We start from the raw sequence: 16,167 nt of genomic DNA on the forward strand, positions 1-16,167 counted from the left end.
GCGCGGCGGCGGCCGAGAGACCACCGGGCACGCTCGCGAGCCGCTCGCCGACGATCAGCAGAGCGCCGGGCACGGCGAGTGCGGCGCTCACGGCCGCGTCGGTGCCGAGCAGCCGGGCCTCGTCACCGGGCACGGCCGCGACGAGCGTCGCGCCGAGCTTCTCAAAACCCCGGCTCAGGTACGGCGCCACGGCCGTGACCTTGAGCTTGCCCTTCCCGTGGCCCTTACGCAGCCGCAGGAAGAGGATCGGGCACTCCTCCTCGGGCTCGAGGCCGACGATGACCGCGGCGGGCGCGTTCTCGACGTCCTCGTAGGTGACGTCCGTGACGCCCGCGACGGAGGAGGCCAGGAAGTCGGCCTCCTCGCCGGACAGCGGGCGCGCCCGGAAGTCGATGTCGTTGGTGCCGAGGGCGACCCGGGCGAACTTCGCGTACGCGTACGCGTCCTCGACCGTGAGACGGCCACCGGTCAGCACGCCGACGCCGCGGCCCTTCGCAGCCTGCAGCCCCTCGGCGGCGGCCAGCAGGGCCTCGCTCCAGGACGCCTCACGCAGCTGGCCGGTCTTGGCGTCGCGCAGCATCGGGGTGGTGATGCGGTCGTAGCCGGTGGTGTAGCGGAAGCCCCACCGGCCCTTGTCGCAGTTCCACTCCTCGTTGACCGCCGGGTCGTCGCCGGCCAGGCGCCGCAGCACCTTGCCCCGGCGGTGGTCGGCCCGCATCGAGCAGCCGGCGGCGCAGTGCTCGCAGGCGGTCGGCGAGGAGACCAGGTCGAACGGGCGGGCCCGGAACCTGTACTGCTCGCCGGTCAGCGCGCCGACCGGACAGATCTGGATGGTGTTGCCGGAGAAGTAGGAGTTGAAGGCGACGTCGCCCTCGCCCTCGCCGACCTGGCCGTCGCCGGTGCCCTCGCCGCCGAAGAAGTCGTCGCGGTAGACGTTGATCTGCTCACCGGACGAGCGGTCCATCAGGTCGATGAACTTGTCGCCGGCGATCTCCTCGGAGAAGCGGGTGCAGCGCTGGCACAGAATGCAGCGCTCCCGGTCCAGCAGCACCTGGCTGGAGATGTGGATCGGCTTCTCGTACTCGCGCTTGTGCTCGTGGAAGCGCGAGTCGACGCGGCCGTTCGACATCGCCTGGTTCTGCAGCGGGCACTCGCCGCCCTTGTCGCAGGTCGGGCAGTCGAGCGGGTGGTTGGCCAGCAGCAGCTCCATCACGCCGCCCTGGGCCTTGGCGGCGACCGGGGAGGTGAGCTGGGTCTTGACCACCATGCCCTCGGCCACCGTCTGGGTGCAGGAGGCGACCGGCTTGCGCTGGCCCTCCACCTCGACCAGACACTGGCGGCAGGCGCCGGCCGGGGCCAGCAGCGGGTGGTCGCAGAACCGCGGGATCGCGATGCCCATCCGCTCGGCGACCCGGATGACGAGCTCGCCCTTGGCGGCCGTCACTTCCACGCCGTCGACGGTCAGCGTGACCTCGTCGGTCTTCTTGGCGACATCGGTCATCAGTGCGCTCCTACCAGGGCCTTCTCGGACAGCCGCGGAGCGGTCCGGCCCTCGATGTAGTCCAGGTAGTCCTGGCGGAAGAACTTCAGCGTCGACATGACCGGCGTCGCGGCGCCGTCGCCGAGACCGCAGAACGAACGGCCGAAGATGTTGTCCGCGGTGTCCTGCAGGGTGTCGAGGTCCTGGACGGTGCCCTGGCCGGAGAGGATCCGGCGGTACGTGCGGACCATCCAGTAGTTGCCCTCGCGGCACGGGGTGCACTTGCCGCAGGACTCGTGGTGGTAGAACTCCAGCCAGCGCCAGGTCGCGTACACCGGGCAGTCCTGGTCGGAGAAGATCTGCATCGCCGTGGTGCCCAGGATCGAGCCCGCCGCGGCCACTCCCTCGAAGTCCATCGGGGTGTCGATGTGGTCGGCCGTCAGCAGCGGCGTCGAGGAGCCGCCCGGCGTCCAGAACTTGAGGTTGTGACCCGGCTTCATGCCCCCGGCCAGCTCGATCAGCTCGCGCAGGGTGATGCCGAGGCCGCACTCGTACTGGCCCGGGTTGGCGATCCGGCCGGAGAGCGAGTAGATCATCGGGCCGGACGACTTCTCCGTGCCCATGCTCTTCCACCAGTCCGCGCCGCCCAGCACGATGTACGGCACCGACGCGATGGTACCGACGTTGTTGACCACCGTCGGGCTCGCGTACAGGCCGGCGACCGCGGGGAACGGCGGGCGCAGCCGGGGCTGGCCGCGGAAGCCCTCGAGCGAGTCCAGCAGCGCCGTCTCCTCGCCGCAGATGTACGCCCCCGCGCCGCTGTGCACGACGAGGTCGAGGTCGAACCCGGAGCCGAGGATGTTCTCGCCGAGGTAGCCCTTGGCGTACGCCTCCTGGACCGCGTTGCGCAGCCGCCGGGTGGCGTGCACGGCCTCGCCGCGGATGTAGATGAACGCCCGGCTGGCCCGGATCGCGTAGGCCGCGATGATCGCGCCCTCCACGAGCGAGTGCGGGTCGTACGTCATCAGCGGCAGGTCCTTGCAGGTGCCGGGCTCGCCCTCGTCGGCGTTGATGACGAGGTAGTGCGGCTTGCCGTCGCCCTGCGGGATGAAGCCCCACTTGAGACCGGTCGGGAAGCCGGCCCCGCCGCGGCCGCGCAGGCCGGAGTCCTTGATGAGCTGGATCAGGTCGTCGGGGTGGACGTCCAGCGCCTTGCGGACGGCGGCGTACCCGTCGAGCCGCTCGTAGGTGTCGATCTGCCAGGCGTCCGGCGAGAGCCAGCGCTTGGTGAGGACGGGGGTGAGCTTCTGAAGAACCTCACGCCGGGGCTGAGTCACTTCTTCTCCTCGTTGCCGCGCGGAGTGTTCTGCCAGCCGGGGTTGTCGTTCGCGGTGGCCGGCTGCTTCTGGGCGGCGGTGCCCTCGCTGACGATGCTCTCGCCGCGCTCGGTGTCGCCGGCCGGCTTGCCGTCGCCGGCGACCTCGTTCTTCGCCGCGCCGGCCGCCTCGGCCGGGTTGCTCGGAGCCGGGGTCTGGTTCGGCAGCCCGGCGCTGGTCGCGGCCGGGGCCGGGGTGTCGCCGGTGGGGTTGCGGGCTTCGGCGGCCCGGGTCTCCGGGTCCTTGTCGTCGCCGGCCTTGACCGGCGCACCGGCCTTGCGGTGCTCGACCTTGTCGACCACAGTGGCCGCCGCGGCCTTGACCTTGGAGGCCACGTTGGCGATGAGGCCGCCGTGCTTCTCCTCGGTCCGCGGCGCGGAGACCGGGCCGGGGTCCTTGACGGCCTTGGCGGACTCGTCGCGGGCCGGCTTGGTGGTGGTGATCGGGGTGTCGATGTTGAAGTTCGCCACCGCGACACCGTGCTCCTGGGCCAGGGTCACGCCGCGCAGGGTGGGCGCCCCGGCCGGACCGTCGGCGACCGCACCCTCGCGCTCGTCGGCGAAACCGGCCAGCTGGAACTGCATCTCCTTGAGCGAGCAGATCCGCGCGCCGCGGGACGGCATCGGCCGCTCCCCCTTGCGCAGCTGCTCGACCAGCTCGACCGCCGCCTGCGGGGTGCTGTTGTCCACCGCGAAGTCGTAGTTGACCGTCACGACCGGCGCGTAGTCACAGGCCGCGAGGCACTCGGCGTGCTCCAGCGTGATCTTGCCGTCGGCCGTGGTCTGGTCGTGCCCGACCCCGAGGTGCTCGACGAGACCGTCGTAGATCTCCTGGCCGCCGAGCACGTTGCACAGCGTGTTGGTGCAGACGCTGACCAGGTATTCGCCGGTCGGCTTGCGCTTGTACATGGTGTAGAAGGTCGCCACCGCGCCGACCTGGGCCTTGTTGATGCCCAGGATCTCGGCGCAGAACGCGACGCCGTTGGGGCTGACGAAGCCCTCCTCGGTCTGCACCAGGTGCAGCAGCGGGAGCAGCGCCGAACGCTCACGACCCGCCGGGTAGCGCGCGAGGATCTCGCGCGCCGGCTCGAGGAGCTTCTCGGCCAGCGGCGCTGCGGCCGGGGAGAAGTCCACAGTCACATCTGACATTTAACGGTCACACCCACCCATCACGGGGTCCAGGGAGGCGCCGCCGGCGATGACATCGGCCAGCAGCGCACCCTCGGCCATCGCGGGGATGGCCTGGAGATTCACGAAGCTCGGGTCGCGGTAGTGCACCCGGTACGGGTGGGTGCCACCGTCGGAGACGGCGTGCACACCCAGCTCGCCACGCGGGTGCTCGATGCCGACGTAGACCTGGCCGGGCGGCACCCGGAAGCCCTCGGTCACGAGCTTGAAGTGGTGGATCAGCGACTCCATCGACTGACCCATGATCTTGGCGACGTGCTCGAGCGAGTTGCCCATGCCGTCGACGCCGACGGCCAGCTGGGCCGGCCAGGCGATCTTCTTGTCCGCGATCATCACCGGGCCGGGCTTGAGCCGGTCCAGCGCCTGCTCGACGATCTTCAGCGACTCCCGGATCTCCGCCATCCGGACCAGGTAGCGGCCCCAGACGTCGGCGGTGGTCGCGGTCGGCACGTCGAACTCGTAGTTCTCGTAACCGCAGTACGGCATGGTCTTGCGCAGGTCCCAGGCCAGGCCGGCCGAGCGCAGCACCGGGCCGGTGATGCCCAGCGACAGGCAGCCGGTCACGTCGAGGACGGCGACGCCCTGGGTGCGCTCCTGCCAGATGACCTGGCCGGAGAGCATGGCCTCGTATTCCTTGAGCTTCTTGGGCAGGTAGACGAGCAGGTCCCGGATCTTGCGGATCGCCGAGTCCGGCACGTCCTGCGCCACACCGCCCGGGCGGATGTACGCGTGGTTCATCCGCAGGCCGGAGGTCTCCTCGAAGATGTCGAGGATGTACTCACGCTCGCGGAAGCCGTACAGCATCATCGAGATCGCGCCGAGCTCCATGCCCGTGGTGGCGATCCACACCAGGTGCGACGAGATCCGGTTGAGCTCCATGAAGAGCACCCGGATGGTGTTCGCCCGCTCGGTGATGTCGTCGGTGATGCCGAGCAGCTTCTCGACCGCCAGGCAGTAGCCGGTCTCGTTGAACAGCGGCGCCAGGTAGTCCATCCGGGTCACGAAGGTCGTGCCCTGCGTCCAGTTGCGGTACTCGAGGTTCTTCTCGATGCCGGTGTGCAGGTAACCGACGACCGGGCGGACCTGGGTGACGGTCTCGCCCTCGAGCTCCAGCACCAGCCGCAGCACGCCGTGCGTCGACGGGTGCTGCGGGCCCATGTTGACGACGATCTTCTCGTTGCTGAGCGGATCGATGCCACCGGTGATGGTGTCCCAGTCGCCACCGGTGACGTTGAAGACCCGGCCCTCGGTGGTCTCGCGCTCGGTGGCGTACCCGGCTCCGCTGGTCGTCTGGCTTGTCATTGGTAGACCCTCCGCTGGTCCGGCGGCGGAATTTCGGCGCCCTTGTACTCGACGGGCACGCCGCCGAGCGGATAGTCCTTGCGCTGCGGGTGGCCTTCCCAGTCATCCGGCATCAGGATCCGGGTGAGGTTGGGGTGGCCGTCGAAGACGACACCGAACATGTCGTAGATCTCCCGCTCCTGCCAGTCGGCAGTGGGGTACACGCTGGTCACGCTCGGCAGGCTGACGCCCTCCGCCACGGCCGCCTCGAGACGGACCCGGCGGCGATACGTCATGGAGGTGAGCTGGTAGGAGACGTGGAAGCGGCGGTTGTCGCTGCCCAGGTAGTCGACCGCGTCCACCGAGGAACACAGCTCGAAGCGCAGCGACTCGTCGTCACGCATGATCTGGCAGACCTCGGCGATCCGCTCCGGCTTGATGTGCAGGGTCAGCTCGCCCCGGTCGACGACGACCTTCTCGATCGCGTCGGCGAAACCCGGGTAGGCCTCCTCCAGCGCGTCGTGGACCTCGTCGAAGTAGCTGCCGAACGGGCGCGGGGTGTCGGCCGTGGTCGGTCGCCGGCGGGCCAGGCCGCCGAAGCCGGACACGTCGCCGGTGCCCTTGACGCCGAACATGCCCCGGTCGGGGCTCGGCGGCGTCTGGGCCGGAGCGTCGAGGTCGGCGCCGACCGGCTGAGTGGCGGGTACGCCGCCGTCGGACTCGTTGGTCACTTGCCACCCTCCCGAAGGTGCGGCTGCAGCTTCATCCAGTTCTCGATGCGCAACTGCTCCTCGCGGCCTTCCTTGACGGCCTGCGTCCACTCCGCCCGGCGGACCTTGTCCACCCGGTACGACGAGGGCATCGCGCCCGGGGCGACGATCGGCAGCTTGCCCTCGGCCCGGCGCGCCTCGAGCATCTTGCGGCCGTTCGGGCCGAGCGGGGCGGCCATGACCTTCTCGCGCATCTTGAGGATCGCGTCGATCAGCATCTCCGGCCGCGGCGGGCAGCCGGGCAGGTAGATGTCGACCGGGACGATGTGGTCCACGCCCTGCACGATCGCGTAGTTGTTGAACATGCCGCCGGACGAGGCGCACACGCCCATCGAGATGACCGAGCGCGGCTCGGGCATCTGGTCGTAGATCTGGCGCACGACGGGGGCCATCTTCTGGCTCACCCGGCCGGCCACGATCATCAGGTCGGCCTGCCGCGGCGAGGCCCGGAAGACCTCCATGCCCCAGCGGCCGAGGTCGTAGTGCGGTCCGCCGGCGGCCATCATCTCGATGGCGCAGCAGGCGAGGCCGAAGGTGGCGCCCCAGAACGACGACTTGCGGGCCCAGTTGGAGAGCTTCTCCACCGAGGTCAGCAGAATGCCGCTGGGCAGCTTCTCTTCGATTCCCATGTCAATCAGTCCCAGTTCAATCCGCCGCGTCGCCACACGTACGTGTAGGCGATGAAGACAGTGACGATGAAGAGGACCATCTCGACGAAGCCGAACAGGCCGAGCGCCTCGAAGGACACCGCCCACGGGTAGAGGAAAATGGTCTCGATGTCGAAGACGATGAACAGCATCGCGGTCAAGTAGAACTTGACCGGGAAGCGACCGCCACCGATGGGCTGCGGAGCCGGCTCGATGCCGCACTCGTACGCCTCGAGCTTGGCCCGGTTGTAGCGCTTCGGACCCACGATCGGCGCGATCGACACCGAGAACAGGGCGAAGAGCGCACCGAGGATCAGCAGCCCGACGATCGGTACGTAGGGATTGAGCGTCATACCGTCTCCTGCTCGACTGTTAGCCGCTTCACACTATTAATCCGCTTTGGCGTCTTGTCGACCGGGGTCCTGTTGTCTCTCATACCGCCGGTGCAACCTTCGTCAGGCCGTTGATGATCCGGTCCATGGCGTCGCCGTCCCGGGGGTCCGTCAGGTTCGCCAGCAGCTTGAGCACGAACCGCATCAGGGTCGGGTGCGGCATGCCGTGCTTGGTGGCGATCCGCATGATCTGCGGGTTGCCGATGAGCTTCACGAAGACCCCGCCCAGGCGGTAGTACCCCCCGAACCGGATCTTCAACTCCGACGGGTAGGCCTGCAGGGCACGCTCGCGGTCGGCGCCGGCCGGGCGCGCGAGGGCCTGGACGGCCACCTCCGCGGCCAGCTCGCCGGACTCCATCGCGTACGCGATGCCCTCGCCGTTCATGGGGTTGACCATGCCACCGGAGTCGCCGACCAGCATGACGCCGCGCGTGTAGTGCGGCACCCGGTTGAAGCCCATCGGCAGCGCGGCCCCCAGGACCGGGCCGTCGGCGTTGGCCTCGCCGCGCATGCCCCACTCCTCGGGCGTGGTGTTCAGCCAGTCGGTGAGCATGGCGCGGTAGTTGGTCTTGCCGAAGGCGCTGGAGGAGTTGAGGATGCCCAGGCCCACGTTGACCCGGCCGTCGCCCATGCCGAAGATCCAGCCGTAGCCGGGCAGCAGCCGGTCGCGGTCCTCCGCGCTGCGCAGCTCCAGCCAGGACTCCAGGTAGTCGTCGTCGGCGCGTACCGGGGACTGGTAGTAGCGCCGGACGGCGACGCCGAGCGGGCGGTCGTCGCGCTTGGCCAGTCCCATCGCGAGCGGGAACTTGCCGGACACGCCGTCCGCCGCGATCACCAGCGGGGCGCGATACTGGACGGGTTCCTTACCGGGGCCGGCCTTGGCCTCGACACCGATGGCGCGGCCGTCGGCGTCGAGCACCGGGCCGGTGACGTTGACCCCGGTGCGCAGCAGGGCGCCGGCTTCCACCGCGCGCTTGGCCAGCATGTCGTCGAAGTCGAGGCGGGTGCGCACGAGACCGTAGTTGGGGAAGCTCGCGAGCTCCGGCCAGTCCAGCTCGAGGCGGACGCCGCCACCGATCACCCGCAGGCCGCGGTTGTGCAGCCAGCCGGCCTTCTCGGAGGTGTCCACACCCATCCGGATCAGCTGGCGGGTCGCGCGTGGAGTGAGGCCGTCACCGCAGACCTTCTCGCGCGGGAACTCCGTCTTCTCCAGCAGCAGGACGCGCAGGCCGTGGCGCGCCATGTGGTACGCCGCGGCGGAGCCACCCGGCCCAGCCCCGACCACGATCACGTCGGCCTCGTCGGCGACGGTTCCCCCTGCGACAGCGAGGTCGTTCACGGCTCACCTCCGTCAAGCGCGGGCTCGTGAAACAGTTCACAAGCCAGCCCAGTCGGAGTCTAAGACGGCCATCGAAGCGGATAGGGGTTAGGGAACCCTAACTGTTTCGGAACTGTTCCGGCTTCTCGCGAGAGCCCGCTGCAGGACCTCGCGGGCGACTCCGTCCAGGTGCTCGGAAAACGTACCGCCCATCGCGGCATCGAGCGCGACGATCAGCTCATCCACCAACCGCTGCGCCTGTTCCGGGTCCCGCACGGCCACCAACCGGATACGATGCGCCAGCTCCAGGGCCCGGCGCTCGCCCTCGTCACGGTCGTCGATCGGGACGTCGATGTCCGAGTCGTCGACCAGGCAGTCGATTGTCGTCATGCCCTCGAGTCAAACACCCCGGACCGGCGAGAACCGGGCAAACGCTCATTTTTCAGATCTTCGTGGCCCGGTGCAGGGCAACGACCCCACCGGTGAGGTTGCGCCACCCGACCCGCGCCCACGGGCCCGCGCCCGCGATGCGGGCGGCCAGCCCGGACTGGTCCGGCCAGGCGCGGATCGACTCGGCCAGATAGACGTACGCCTCAGGGTTGCTCGACACGCCGCGGGCCACAGTGGGCAGGCTGCGCATCAGGTACGACAGATAGACGGTGCGGAACGCCGCGTTGGTCGGGTGGCTGAACTCGCACACCACCAGGCGCCCGCCCGGCCGGGTGACCCGGCCCAGCTCCCGCAGCGCCGCGCCGGTGTCGACGACGTTGCGCAGGGCGAAGGAGATCGTCACCGCGTCGAACGTCTCGTCGGGGAACGGCAGCTTGAGCGCGTCCCCGGCGACCAGTGGCACAGCCCGGCCGGCGGCCCGACCGGCCCGCAACATCCCGGTGGAGAGATCGGCCCCCACCGCGTACGCCCCCGAGCGGCCCAGCTCCTCGGTCGACACCCCGGTGCCCGCGCCGACGTCGAGGACCCGCTCCCCCGGCCGCAGCCCCAGGGCGGCCCGGGTGGCCCGGCGCCAGCCGCGGTCCTGGCCGAAGGAGAGCACCGTGTTGGTGAGGTCGTACCGCTCGGCCACACCGTCGAACATCTCGGCGACCTCGTGCGGCTGCTTGTCCAGATCTGCGCGCGTCACGCCCCCACTTTGCCAGCCGCGCACATGGAAAGGGCGGGATGGTGACCCATCCCGCCCGTTCATCTTGCGTTATATATACGACCGCCATCGGTCGGGTCCGACCCCGCCGCCGACGGTCATGAGTCGTGGCGACGCTTCAGTGTTGCGGTGTTACGCAGGCAACGTAACCAGCACCAACGCGCCGGACCAGAGACACACGCGGCTCGTTACCGAGGAGCAATCAGCCCCTCACCGCTTCACCGAGGCGCACCTGGCCGATCGGCCGGTGCCCCCGGTCATCCGGCCCATCGACACCCCTCAGCGCGGGGGCCACCAGGTCTCGGGAAGCTATCGGGCCTCGACGAGCGGCAGCTCGGTGCGGCCCGCACCGCCGCCGGGCATCGCGATCGACGAGAAGTGCGACACCACGCGCTCGTCCGTCGGGTCGTCGGCCTCGGTCGCGTGCACCGCGAGGTGCCGGTAGAGGGTGTCGCGCTGCGCCGGGATCCGGCCCGCCGTGCGGATCATCCAGATCAGCTCGTGCAGGTTCGACCGGTGCCGGGCGCCCGCCGAGGAGATCACGTTCTCCTCCAGCATGATCGAGCCGAGGTCGTCGACGCCCAGGTGCAGCGCGAGCTGACCGACGTCCTTGCCGGTGGTCAGCCAGGACGCCTGCAGGTGGGCGATGTTGTCGAAGAAGAGCCGGGAGACCGCGATGAAGCGCAGGTATTCCATCGCGGTGGCCTGGGTGCGGCCCTTGAGGTGGTTGTTCTCCGCCTGGTACGTCCACGGGATGAACGCGCGGAAGCCGCCCACACTGCCCTCGGCCTCGACCGCCGAGTCCACGTAGCCGTTCGCCATGGCGAGGTCCTGCACGTCGCGGATCATCCGGATGTGCTCGATGCGCTCGGCGTTGGTCTCGCCGGTGCCCATCATCATCGTGGCCGTGGAGCTCAGGCCGTTGCGGTGCGCGACCGCCATGACCTCGAGCCAGCGCGCGCCGGACTCCTTGAGCGGCGCGATCGCCTTGCGCGGCCGGTCGGGCAGCATCTCGGCGCCGGCCCCCGCGATGGAGTCGAGGCCGGCGGCCTTGATCCGCAGCACCGCCTCCTCGATGGAGACGCCGGAGACCTTGGCCATGTGCAGGATCTCGCTGGGGCCGATCGAGTGGATGGCCAGCTGCGGATAGGCCTGCTTGACCGAGGAGAAGAGATTCTCGTAGTACTCCACGCCGTAGTCCGGGTGGTGGCCGCCCTGGAGCATGACCTGGGTCGCGCCGAGCTCGACCGCCTCGCCGCACCGGTGCAGGATCTCCTCCATCGGGTGCGACCAGCCCTCGGCGTGCTTCGGCGCCCGGTAGAAGGCGCAGAACTTGCAGGCCGTGACGCAGACGTTGGTGTAGTTGATGTTGCGATCGATCAGGTAGGTGACGATCCCGTCCGGGTAGCGCCGGCGCCGGATCGCGTCAGCCGCCTCGCCGAGGGCGTGGAAGGGCGCTTCGGTGTAGAGCAGCAGCGCCTCCTCGGGCGTGATCCGCCCGCCGTCGGCCCCACGCTGCAGGATGCTGTCGATCTCCGGGTTCGCCGTCACGTCCCGAAGCCTACGTCCCGGATCCGGCAGTCGTCAGCGGCGTCGGTCACTGACGCGCCGCGCCGCTGCGGCGCTCGATCAGCACCCCGAGGCCGTCCAGGACCCGTTCGAGACCGAACGCGTACGCGCGGCCGGGGTCGAAGGCGGCACCCAGCTCGGCGCCCGCCGCGGCGCCGACCCGCACGGCCGTCGGGTAGGCGGCCGGATCGAAGACCTTCGCCAGCAGCGGGCCGCTCTCGGCCCACCACTCCTGATCACTGCGGGCGCTGCGCTCGGCCGCGGCCTGCGCGTCGACGGCGGCCCGGGCGGCGGCCTGGACGAAACCGAGCAGGAACGTCAGGGCGGAGTCGGTCTCCACGTCGTCGAGGCCGGTGCCGTCGAAGGCGCGCAGCTCGTGTTCGTATTTCGCCATCAGGCCGGGGCCCAGCGGCGGCCGGCTCTGTGAGATGCCAGCCGCCCACGGGTGCTGCGCGAAGAGCAGCCTGTTGTCCTCGGCCACCGCCGCCAGCCGCTCCCGCCAGGACGCGTCCGCGCTGCCTTCCCGCGACATCCGCAGGTAGACGGCATCGAGCATCAGGTCGAGCAAAGCGGCCTTGTCCGGCACGTAGGTGTAGAGCGTCATCGGCACGACGCCCAGCTCCTGGGCCACCCGCCGCATGCTCACCGCGTCGAGCCCCTCGTCATCGGCGAGCGTGATGGCGGCGTCGACGACCTGGGCGACGGTCAGGCCCTTCTTGCGCCCGCGCCGGCTCGCCGGCTCGTCGAACCAGAGCAGGTCGATGGTGCGTCGCGCCTCGGCCACGGGGTGGCACTCCTTTCTTGTACGGCGTATCTTATACGGCGTCCAGCTAAACGGGCTGGGGGTCCGGTGCAAGTCTCTCGCCTCCCGATCGGGTTTCGCCTCGCCGGGGCGCACCTGAGCCAGGGGCAGGCTCAGTCGTTAACCTCGACAGGTCGATCGGAATCGGAGTCGCAGTGCTCGTCGTGCATGGCGTGTGGATCGCCGGTGAGTCGGCGCCCGGGAGGCTCGCGCTCTGGGCCGAGGATCCCGCTCTCCCGCTGACCACCTCTTCCCGGGCTCGTCGCCGCCCCCATCCGTTCGCGGTGTCCGCCGGAGCCCTCGCCGCGGCGTTGACCGGCTCGTCGGACGACGTCCGAGACGCGCTGGCCAAGGCCGCCGAGACGGAGCTAATCCTGCAGCTGCCCGGCACGGCCAAGGGTCCGCTGCCGTCGCCGGAGGCCGGCAGCGAGGCGCCCGGCCGGGGTCTGCGGCTGGGGGCCTGGGAGACACCGGCGCTGGTGCTGCCGGGCGAGCTGGCGCTGACCGCCCTGGGAGCGCTGGCCGAGCCCGATCCGGACGGGCCCTGGATCGCTGCGGCGTCCCTGCGCTATCTGTGTGTGCTGGCCGGGCACGCCTGCGACATGGCCCGCCGCGGGCGGATGCTGCCGCAGCTGGTGGTGGAGTCGGGCACGCCGGCCGGTCGCTGGCGGCCGGTGCTCACCGGCGCCGACGCCGCCGGCTATCGCGACTTCGCCGCGGCCATGCCCCCGGTGTGTCGCTCGGCCGCGGTGGGCGGGTCGTCCGACGACGCCGAGAGCAGCGCCACCGGCAGTGTCGGCCGCACGTTGCGGGACGCGCTCGAGGTCCTGGTGGATGCCGCCGCCCGCTCCCTGATGCCGGAGCGGATGCTGCTGGGGCTGCGGCCCGGCCCCCGGACCGCGCTCGCGGAGCGATGGCTCTTCTCGCTGACCGGCGCCGATCCCTCCCTGCCGGGGGCCAGGCCGGCCGACGTCGCCGAGCTGTCCAAGCCGCTGGTCGGCTGGTTGCGGTCGGCGCACGACGCCAACGGGCCGATCCGGGTGAGCTTCCGGCTGACCGAGCCCGCGCCCGGCACCGACGACTGGGCACTCGACTTCGCCCTCCAGTCAGCCGACGATCCGAGTCTCTACCTGCCCGCCGACGACCTCTGGAACGGCACGCGCATGCCCGGCCTGCCGGCCAATCCCGACGAGACGCTGCTCGCCGGGCTCGGCCGCGCGGTCCGGCTGTTCCCGGCGCTGCACGAGGCGCTGCTGGACGCCCGGCCGGCGGCCATGGCCCTGAACACAGGCGAGGCACACGACTTCCTCCGGCAGGCCGCTCCCCTGCTGCAGGCCGCCGGCTTCGGCGTGCAGCTCCCGGCCTGGGCCGGACGCAAGGCGGTCGGGCTCAAGCTGACCACCCGCACCCGCAGCAAGACGCCGTCCGGCAAGGCCGCCGCCGACTCCGGGTTCGGCCTCGAGCAGCTGGTCGACTTCCGCATCGACCTGGTGATCGGCGACGGCACGGTCAGCGCCGAGGAGCTGGCCGAGCTGGCCCGGCTCAAGGTGCCGCTGGTCCGGGTCCGGGGGCAGTGGGTCGAGCTGGACGATCGCCAGCTCAAGGCGGCGCTGAAGGCCGTCGGCAAGCGCCGCGAGGGCGAGCTGACCGCCGGCGAGGTGCTCCAGCAGGTGGTCGACGGCGGCGAGGAGGACCTGCCGCTGGTCGAGGTGGACGCGGACGGCGCGCTCGGTGACCTGATCTCCGGGCAGGCGGCCGAGCGGCTCACGCCGGTGCCGACACCGCCCGGATTCCAGGGGACGCTGCGGCCGTACCAGGAGCGGGGGCTGTCGTGGCTGCACTTCCTGGCCCGGCTCGGCCTGGGCGGCATCCTCGCGGACGACATGGGCCTCGGCAAGACAGCGCAGACGCTGTCGCTGCTGCTGGCCGAGCGCGTCGATCCGGATGTGCCGGTCGCCCCGACTCTGCTCGTCTGTCCTATGTCCCTGGTCAGCAACTGGCAGAAGGAAGCCGCCAGGTTCGCGCCCTCGCTGCGGGTGCATGTCCATCACGGCGGGGCCCGCAAGCGCGACGACGACTTCCGGTCCGTGGTCGCCGCAGCCGATCTCGTCATCACCACTTACGGCACCGCCCTGCGGGATCTCGGCGCAGTTCGCGAGGTCCAATGGGGACGAATTGCCTGCGACGAGGCCCAGGCGATCAAGAACAGCGGCACCCGGCAGGCTCAGGCAGTGCGGGCCATCCCGGCCCGGACCAGGCTGGCCCTGACCGGTACGCCGGTGGAGAACCACCTCGCCGAGCTCTGGTCCATCATGGAGTTCTGCAATCCCGGCCTGCTGGGGCCCGCGAAGCGGTTCCGCCGCCGCTTCCAGGAGCCGATCGAGGTGCGCGGCGACGCCGATGCCACCGCCGCACTGAAGCGCGCCACCGGACCGTTCGTCCTGCGCCGCCTCAAGACCGACAAGTCGATCATCTCCGACCTGCCGGAGAAGAACGAGATGAAGGTCTGGTGCACGCTCACGGCCGAGCAGGCGACGCTCTACCAGGCCGTGGTCGAGGACATGATGGCCGTCATCGACAACAGCGAGGGCATCCAGCGGCGGGGCAACGTGATCGCCGCGATGACCAAGCTCAAGCAGGTCTGCAACCATCCCGCCCACCTGCTCAAGGACGGCTCCCGGCTACCCGGTCGCTCCGGCAAGCTGGCCCGGCTGGAGGAGCTGACCGAGGAGATCATCGAGGACGGCGACAAGGCCCTGATCTTCACGCAGTATTCGGAGTTCGGGACGATGCTCCAGCCGTACCTGGCCGCGCATCTCGACCGGCCGGTGCTGTGGCTCCACGGTGGACTGTCCAAGACACGGCGGGACGAGCTGGTCGAACGTTTCCAGAGTGACACCGAGCCGATGCTGTTCCTGCTCTCGCTCAAGGCGGCCGGCACAGGCCTGAATCTGACGGCCGCCAACCACGTCATCCACGTGGACCGCTGGTGGAACCCGGCGGTCGAGGACCAGGCCACCGACCGCGCGTTTCGCATCGGGCAGTCGCGCAACGTGCAGGTGCGCAAGTTCATCTGCACCGGCACGCTCGAGGAGAAGATCGACGCGATGATCGAGCGCAAGAAGGCCCTGGCGTCCTCAGTGGTCGGTACGGGCGAGGACTGGGTCACCGACCTCAACACCGACCAGCTGCGCGAGCTGTTCTCCCTCGACCCGGTGGCGGTGAGCTGACCATGCCCGTGGACCCGCAGGGACGCTGGTTCGACAACACCGGGCCGATCCGGGTGGACGGCGGCATCGCCGTGCGCGCCAAACGCGGCAAGATCGGCGAGCAGTGGTGGTCCCGCCGCTTCGTCGACATCCTGGAACGCACCTGCGACCCGGGCCGGCTCGCGCGCGGACGTGCGTACGCCCGCAAAGGCCAGGTCATCGACTTCGAGCTCACCCCCGGCCGGGTCGCGGGACGGGTGCAGGGATCACGCCCGCAGCCGTACGAGGTGACGATCGCCATCCCGGCCTACGACGAAGCACAGTGGACGCGCGTGCTGGCCGCGCTGGGATCACAGGCCCTGTACCGCGCGGCGCTGCTCGCCGGCGAGATCCCGCACGAGCTGGTGGACCTGTTCGACGAGCTGGAGCTGCCGCTGTTCCCGTCCACACTAGAGATGAAGTGTTCGTGCCCGGACTGGGGCACGCCGTGCAAGCACGTGTCCGCGGTGCTCTACGTGCTGGCCGAGGCGTTCGACGACGACCCGTTCCTGGTGCTGGCCTGGCGCGGACGCGGCCGGGACGAGTTGCTGACCGCCCTGCGCGGCCTGCCCGAACCGGTCGAGACCATCGACCCGCTCGCGGTCGAGGAGGTCGAGCTGCAGACGCGCCTGACCGACTTCTACACCCCGGCCATCTCGCTGAGCCGGCTGCGCGAGCGCCCGGGCCGGGTGACGGTGCCGCCGGAGCTGCTGCTGCGGGTGCTGGACGCCCCGCAGATCCGGGTCCGCCACATCCCGCTGGTCGACATCCTCCGCCCGGCCTACCGCGACCTCGCCGACCCACCGTCCACATAGCCCGGTTTGGCCGAGTGGCTGGTGCGGCCGGGTCGCCGGTGCGGTCGGTGCCGCCGGTCTAGCCGGCGCGGCCGGAGCGGGCCGGCGCGGCCGGGTGACCGGTGCGGCCCGTGCGACCGGTGCTGC

General features: G+C 70.4%; 14 protein-coding genes. 2 read left to right on the forward strand and 12 right to left on the reverse strand.

Annotated features, from left to right (window positions below; genetic code table 11):
• The 12 genes from AB0C29_RS09165 to AB0C29_RS09220 form a co-directional block, all read right to left on the reverse strand.
• The coding region (locus AB0C29_RS09165; RefSeq protein WP_360817448.1) for an NADH-quinone oxidoreductase subunit G at positions 1–1,501 on the reverse strand (1,501 nt) is incomplete at its 3' end.
• Positions 1,501–2,817 carry an NADH-quinone oxidoreductase subunit NuoF gene (gene nuoF / locus AB0C29_RS09170; RefSeq protein ID WP_360817451.1) on the reverse strand — a complete coding sequence of 439 codons (1,317 nt, stop codon included), beginning with the start codon at positions 2,815–2,817 and terminating at the stop codon, positions 1,501–1,503. The genes AB0C29_RS09165 and nuoF, both read right to left, overlap by 1 nt.
• Positions 2,814–4,004 (reverse strand): NADH-quinone oxidoreductase subunit NuoE, encoded by a 1,191-nt coding sequence (nuoE, locus tag AB0C29_RS09175; protein WP_360817454.1) that lies wholly within the window; start codon positions 4,002–4,004, stop codon positions 2,814–2,816. Before nuoE ends, nuoF begins: the two co-directional genes overlap by 4 nt.
• A complete protein-coding gene (locus AB0C29_RS09180; protein ID WP_360817457.1) occupies positions 4,005–5,345 on the reverse strand; it encodes an NADH-quinone oxidoreductase subunit D in 1,341 nt (446 codons plus the stop codon). It abuts the gene before it with no gap.
• Positions 5,342–6,055, reverse strand: a complete 714-nt coding sequence (locus AB0C29_RS09185; RefSeq protein ID WP_360817460.1) for an NADH-quinone oxidoreductase subunit C — start codon at positions 6,053–6,055, stop codon at positions 5,342–5,344. The genes AB0C29_RS09180 and AB0C29_RS09185 overlap by 4 nt, the downstream gene beginning before the upstream one ends.
• The gene (locus AB0C29_RS09190) at positions 6,052–6,723 is read right to left on the reverse strand and encodes an NADH-quinone oxidoreductase subunit B family protein (RefSeq protein WP_360817463.1); all 672 of its coding nucleotides are present in this window, start codon (positions 6,721–6,723) and stop codon (positions 6,052–6,054) included. Before AB0C29_RS09190 ends, AB0C29_RS09185 begins: the two co-directional genes overlap by 4 nt.
• Positions 6,724–6,728: 5 nt before the next feature.
• Entirely contained in the window at positions 6,729–7,094 is a 366-nt protein-coding gene (locus tag AB0C29_RS09195; protein WP_360550885.1) for an NADH-quinone oxidoreductase subunit A, read from the reverse strand.
• 79 nt (positions 7,095–7,173) lie between these two features.
• Entirely contained in the window at positions 7,174–8,472 is a 1,299-nt protein-coding gene (locus AB0C29_RS09200; RefSeq protein ID WP_360817466.1) for a geranylgeranyl reductase family protein, read from the reverse strand.
• 87 nt (positions 8,473–8,559) lie between these two features.
• Complete coding sequence (locus AB0C29_RS09205) at positions 8,560–8,841, reverse strand: hypothetical protein (RefSeq protein WP_360550881.1); 282 nt, start codon at positions 8,839–8,841, stop codon at positions 8,560–8,562.
• Positions 8,842–8,893: 52 nt separating this feature from the next.
• Complete coding sequence (locus AB0C29_RS09210) at positions 8,894–9,589, reverse strand: demethylmenaquinone methyltransferase (protein WP_360817469.1); 696 nt, start codon at positions 9,587–9,589, stop codon at positions 8,894–8,896.
• 327 nt (positions 9,590–9,916) lie between these two features.
• Positions 9,917–11,158 carry a cyclic dehypoxanthinyl futalosine synthase gene (gene mqnC / locus AB0C29_RS09215; RefSeq protein WP_360817472.1) on the reverse strand — a complete coding sequence of 414 codons (1,242 nt, stop codon included), beginning with the start codon at positions 11,156–11,158 and terminating at the stop codon, positions 9,917–9,919.
• A gap of 46 nt (positions 11,159–11,204) precedes the next feature.
• Positions 11,205–11,960 carry a TetR/AcrR family transcriptional regulator C-terminal domain-containing protein gene (locus AB0C29_RS09220; RefSeq protein WP_360817475.1) on the reverse strand — a complete coding sequence of 252 codons (756 nt, stop codon included), beginning with the start codon at positions 11,958–11,960 and terminating at the stop codon, positions 11,205–11,207.
• 173 nt (positions 11,961–12,133) lie between these two features.
• On the opposite strand from AB0C29_RS09220, the gene AB0C29_RS09225 reads away from it, so the two are divergent.
• Positions 12,134–15,208 (forward strand): DEAD/DEAH box helicase, encoded by a 3,075-nt coding sequence (locus AB0C29_RS09225; protein ID WP_360817478.1) that lies wholly within the window; start codon positions 12,134–12,136, stop codon positions 15,206–15,208.
• Between the two features lie 2 nt (positions 15,209–15,210).
• Positions 15,211–16,041, forward strand: coding sequence for an SWIM zinc finger family protein (locus AB0C29_RS09230; protein ID WP_360817481.1), 831 nt, complete (start codon positions 15,211–15,213; stop codon positions 16,039–16,041).
• Positions 16,042–16,167: the final 126 nt, after the last annotated feature.

This window comes from Actinoplanes sp. NPDC048791 (assembly GCF_040650095.1).
In the GTDB taxonomy this organism is placed as follows: domain Bacteria; phylum Actinomycetota; class Actinomycetes; order Mycobacteriales; family Micromonosporaceae; genus Actinoplanes.

Excerpts from the sequence above, each read along its gene's own strand:
- AB0C29_RS09195 (WP_360550885.1), bottom strand. The coding sequence starts at position 7,094 with ATGACGCTCAATCCCTACGTACCGATCGTCGGGCTGCTGATCCTCGGT.
- AB0C29_RS09180 (WP_360817457.1), bottom strand. The coding sequence starts at position 5,345 with ATGACAAGCCAGACGACCAGCGGAGCCGGGTACGCCACCGAGCGCGAG.
- nuoE (WP_360817454.1), bottom strand. The coding sequence starts at position 4,004 with ATGTCAGATGTGACTGTGGACTTCTCCCCGGCCGCAGCGCCGCTGGCC.
- AB0C29_RS09190 (WP_360817463.1), bottom strand. The coding sequence starts at position 6,723 with ATGGGAATCGAAGAGAAGCTGCCCAGCGGCATTCTGCTGACCTCGGTG.
- AB0C29_RS09230 (WP_360817481.1), top strand. The coding sequence starts at position 15,211 with ATGCCCGTGGACCCGCAGGGACGCTGGTTCGACAACACCGGGCCGATC.
- AB0C29_RS09205 (WP_360550881.1), bottom strand. The coding sequence starts at position 8,841 with ATGACGACAATCGACTGCCTGGTCGACGACTCGGACATCGACGTCCCG.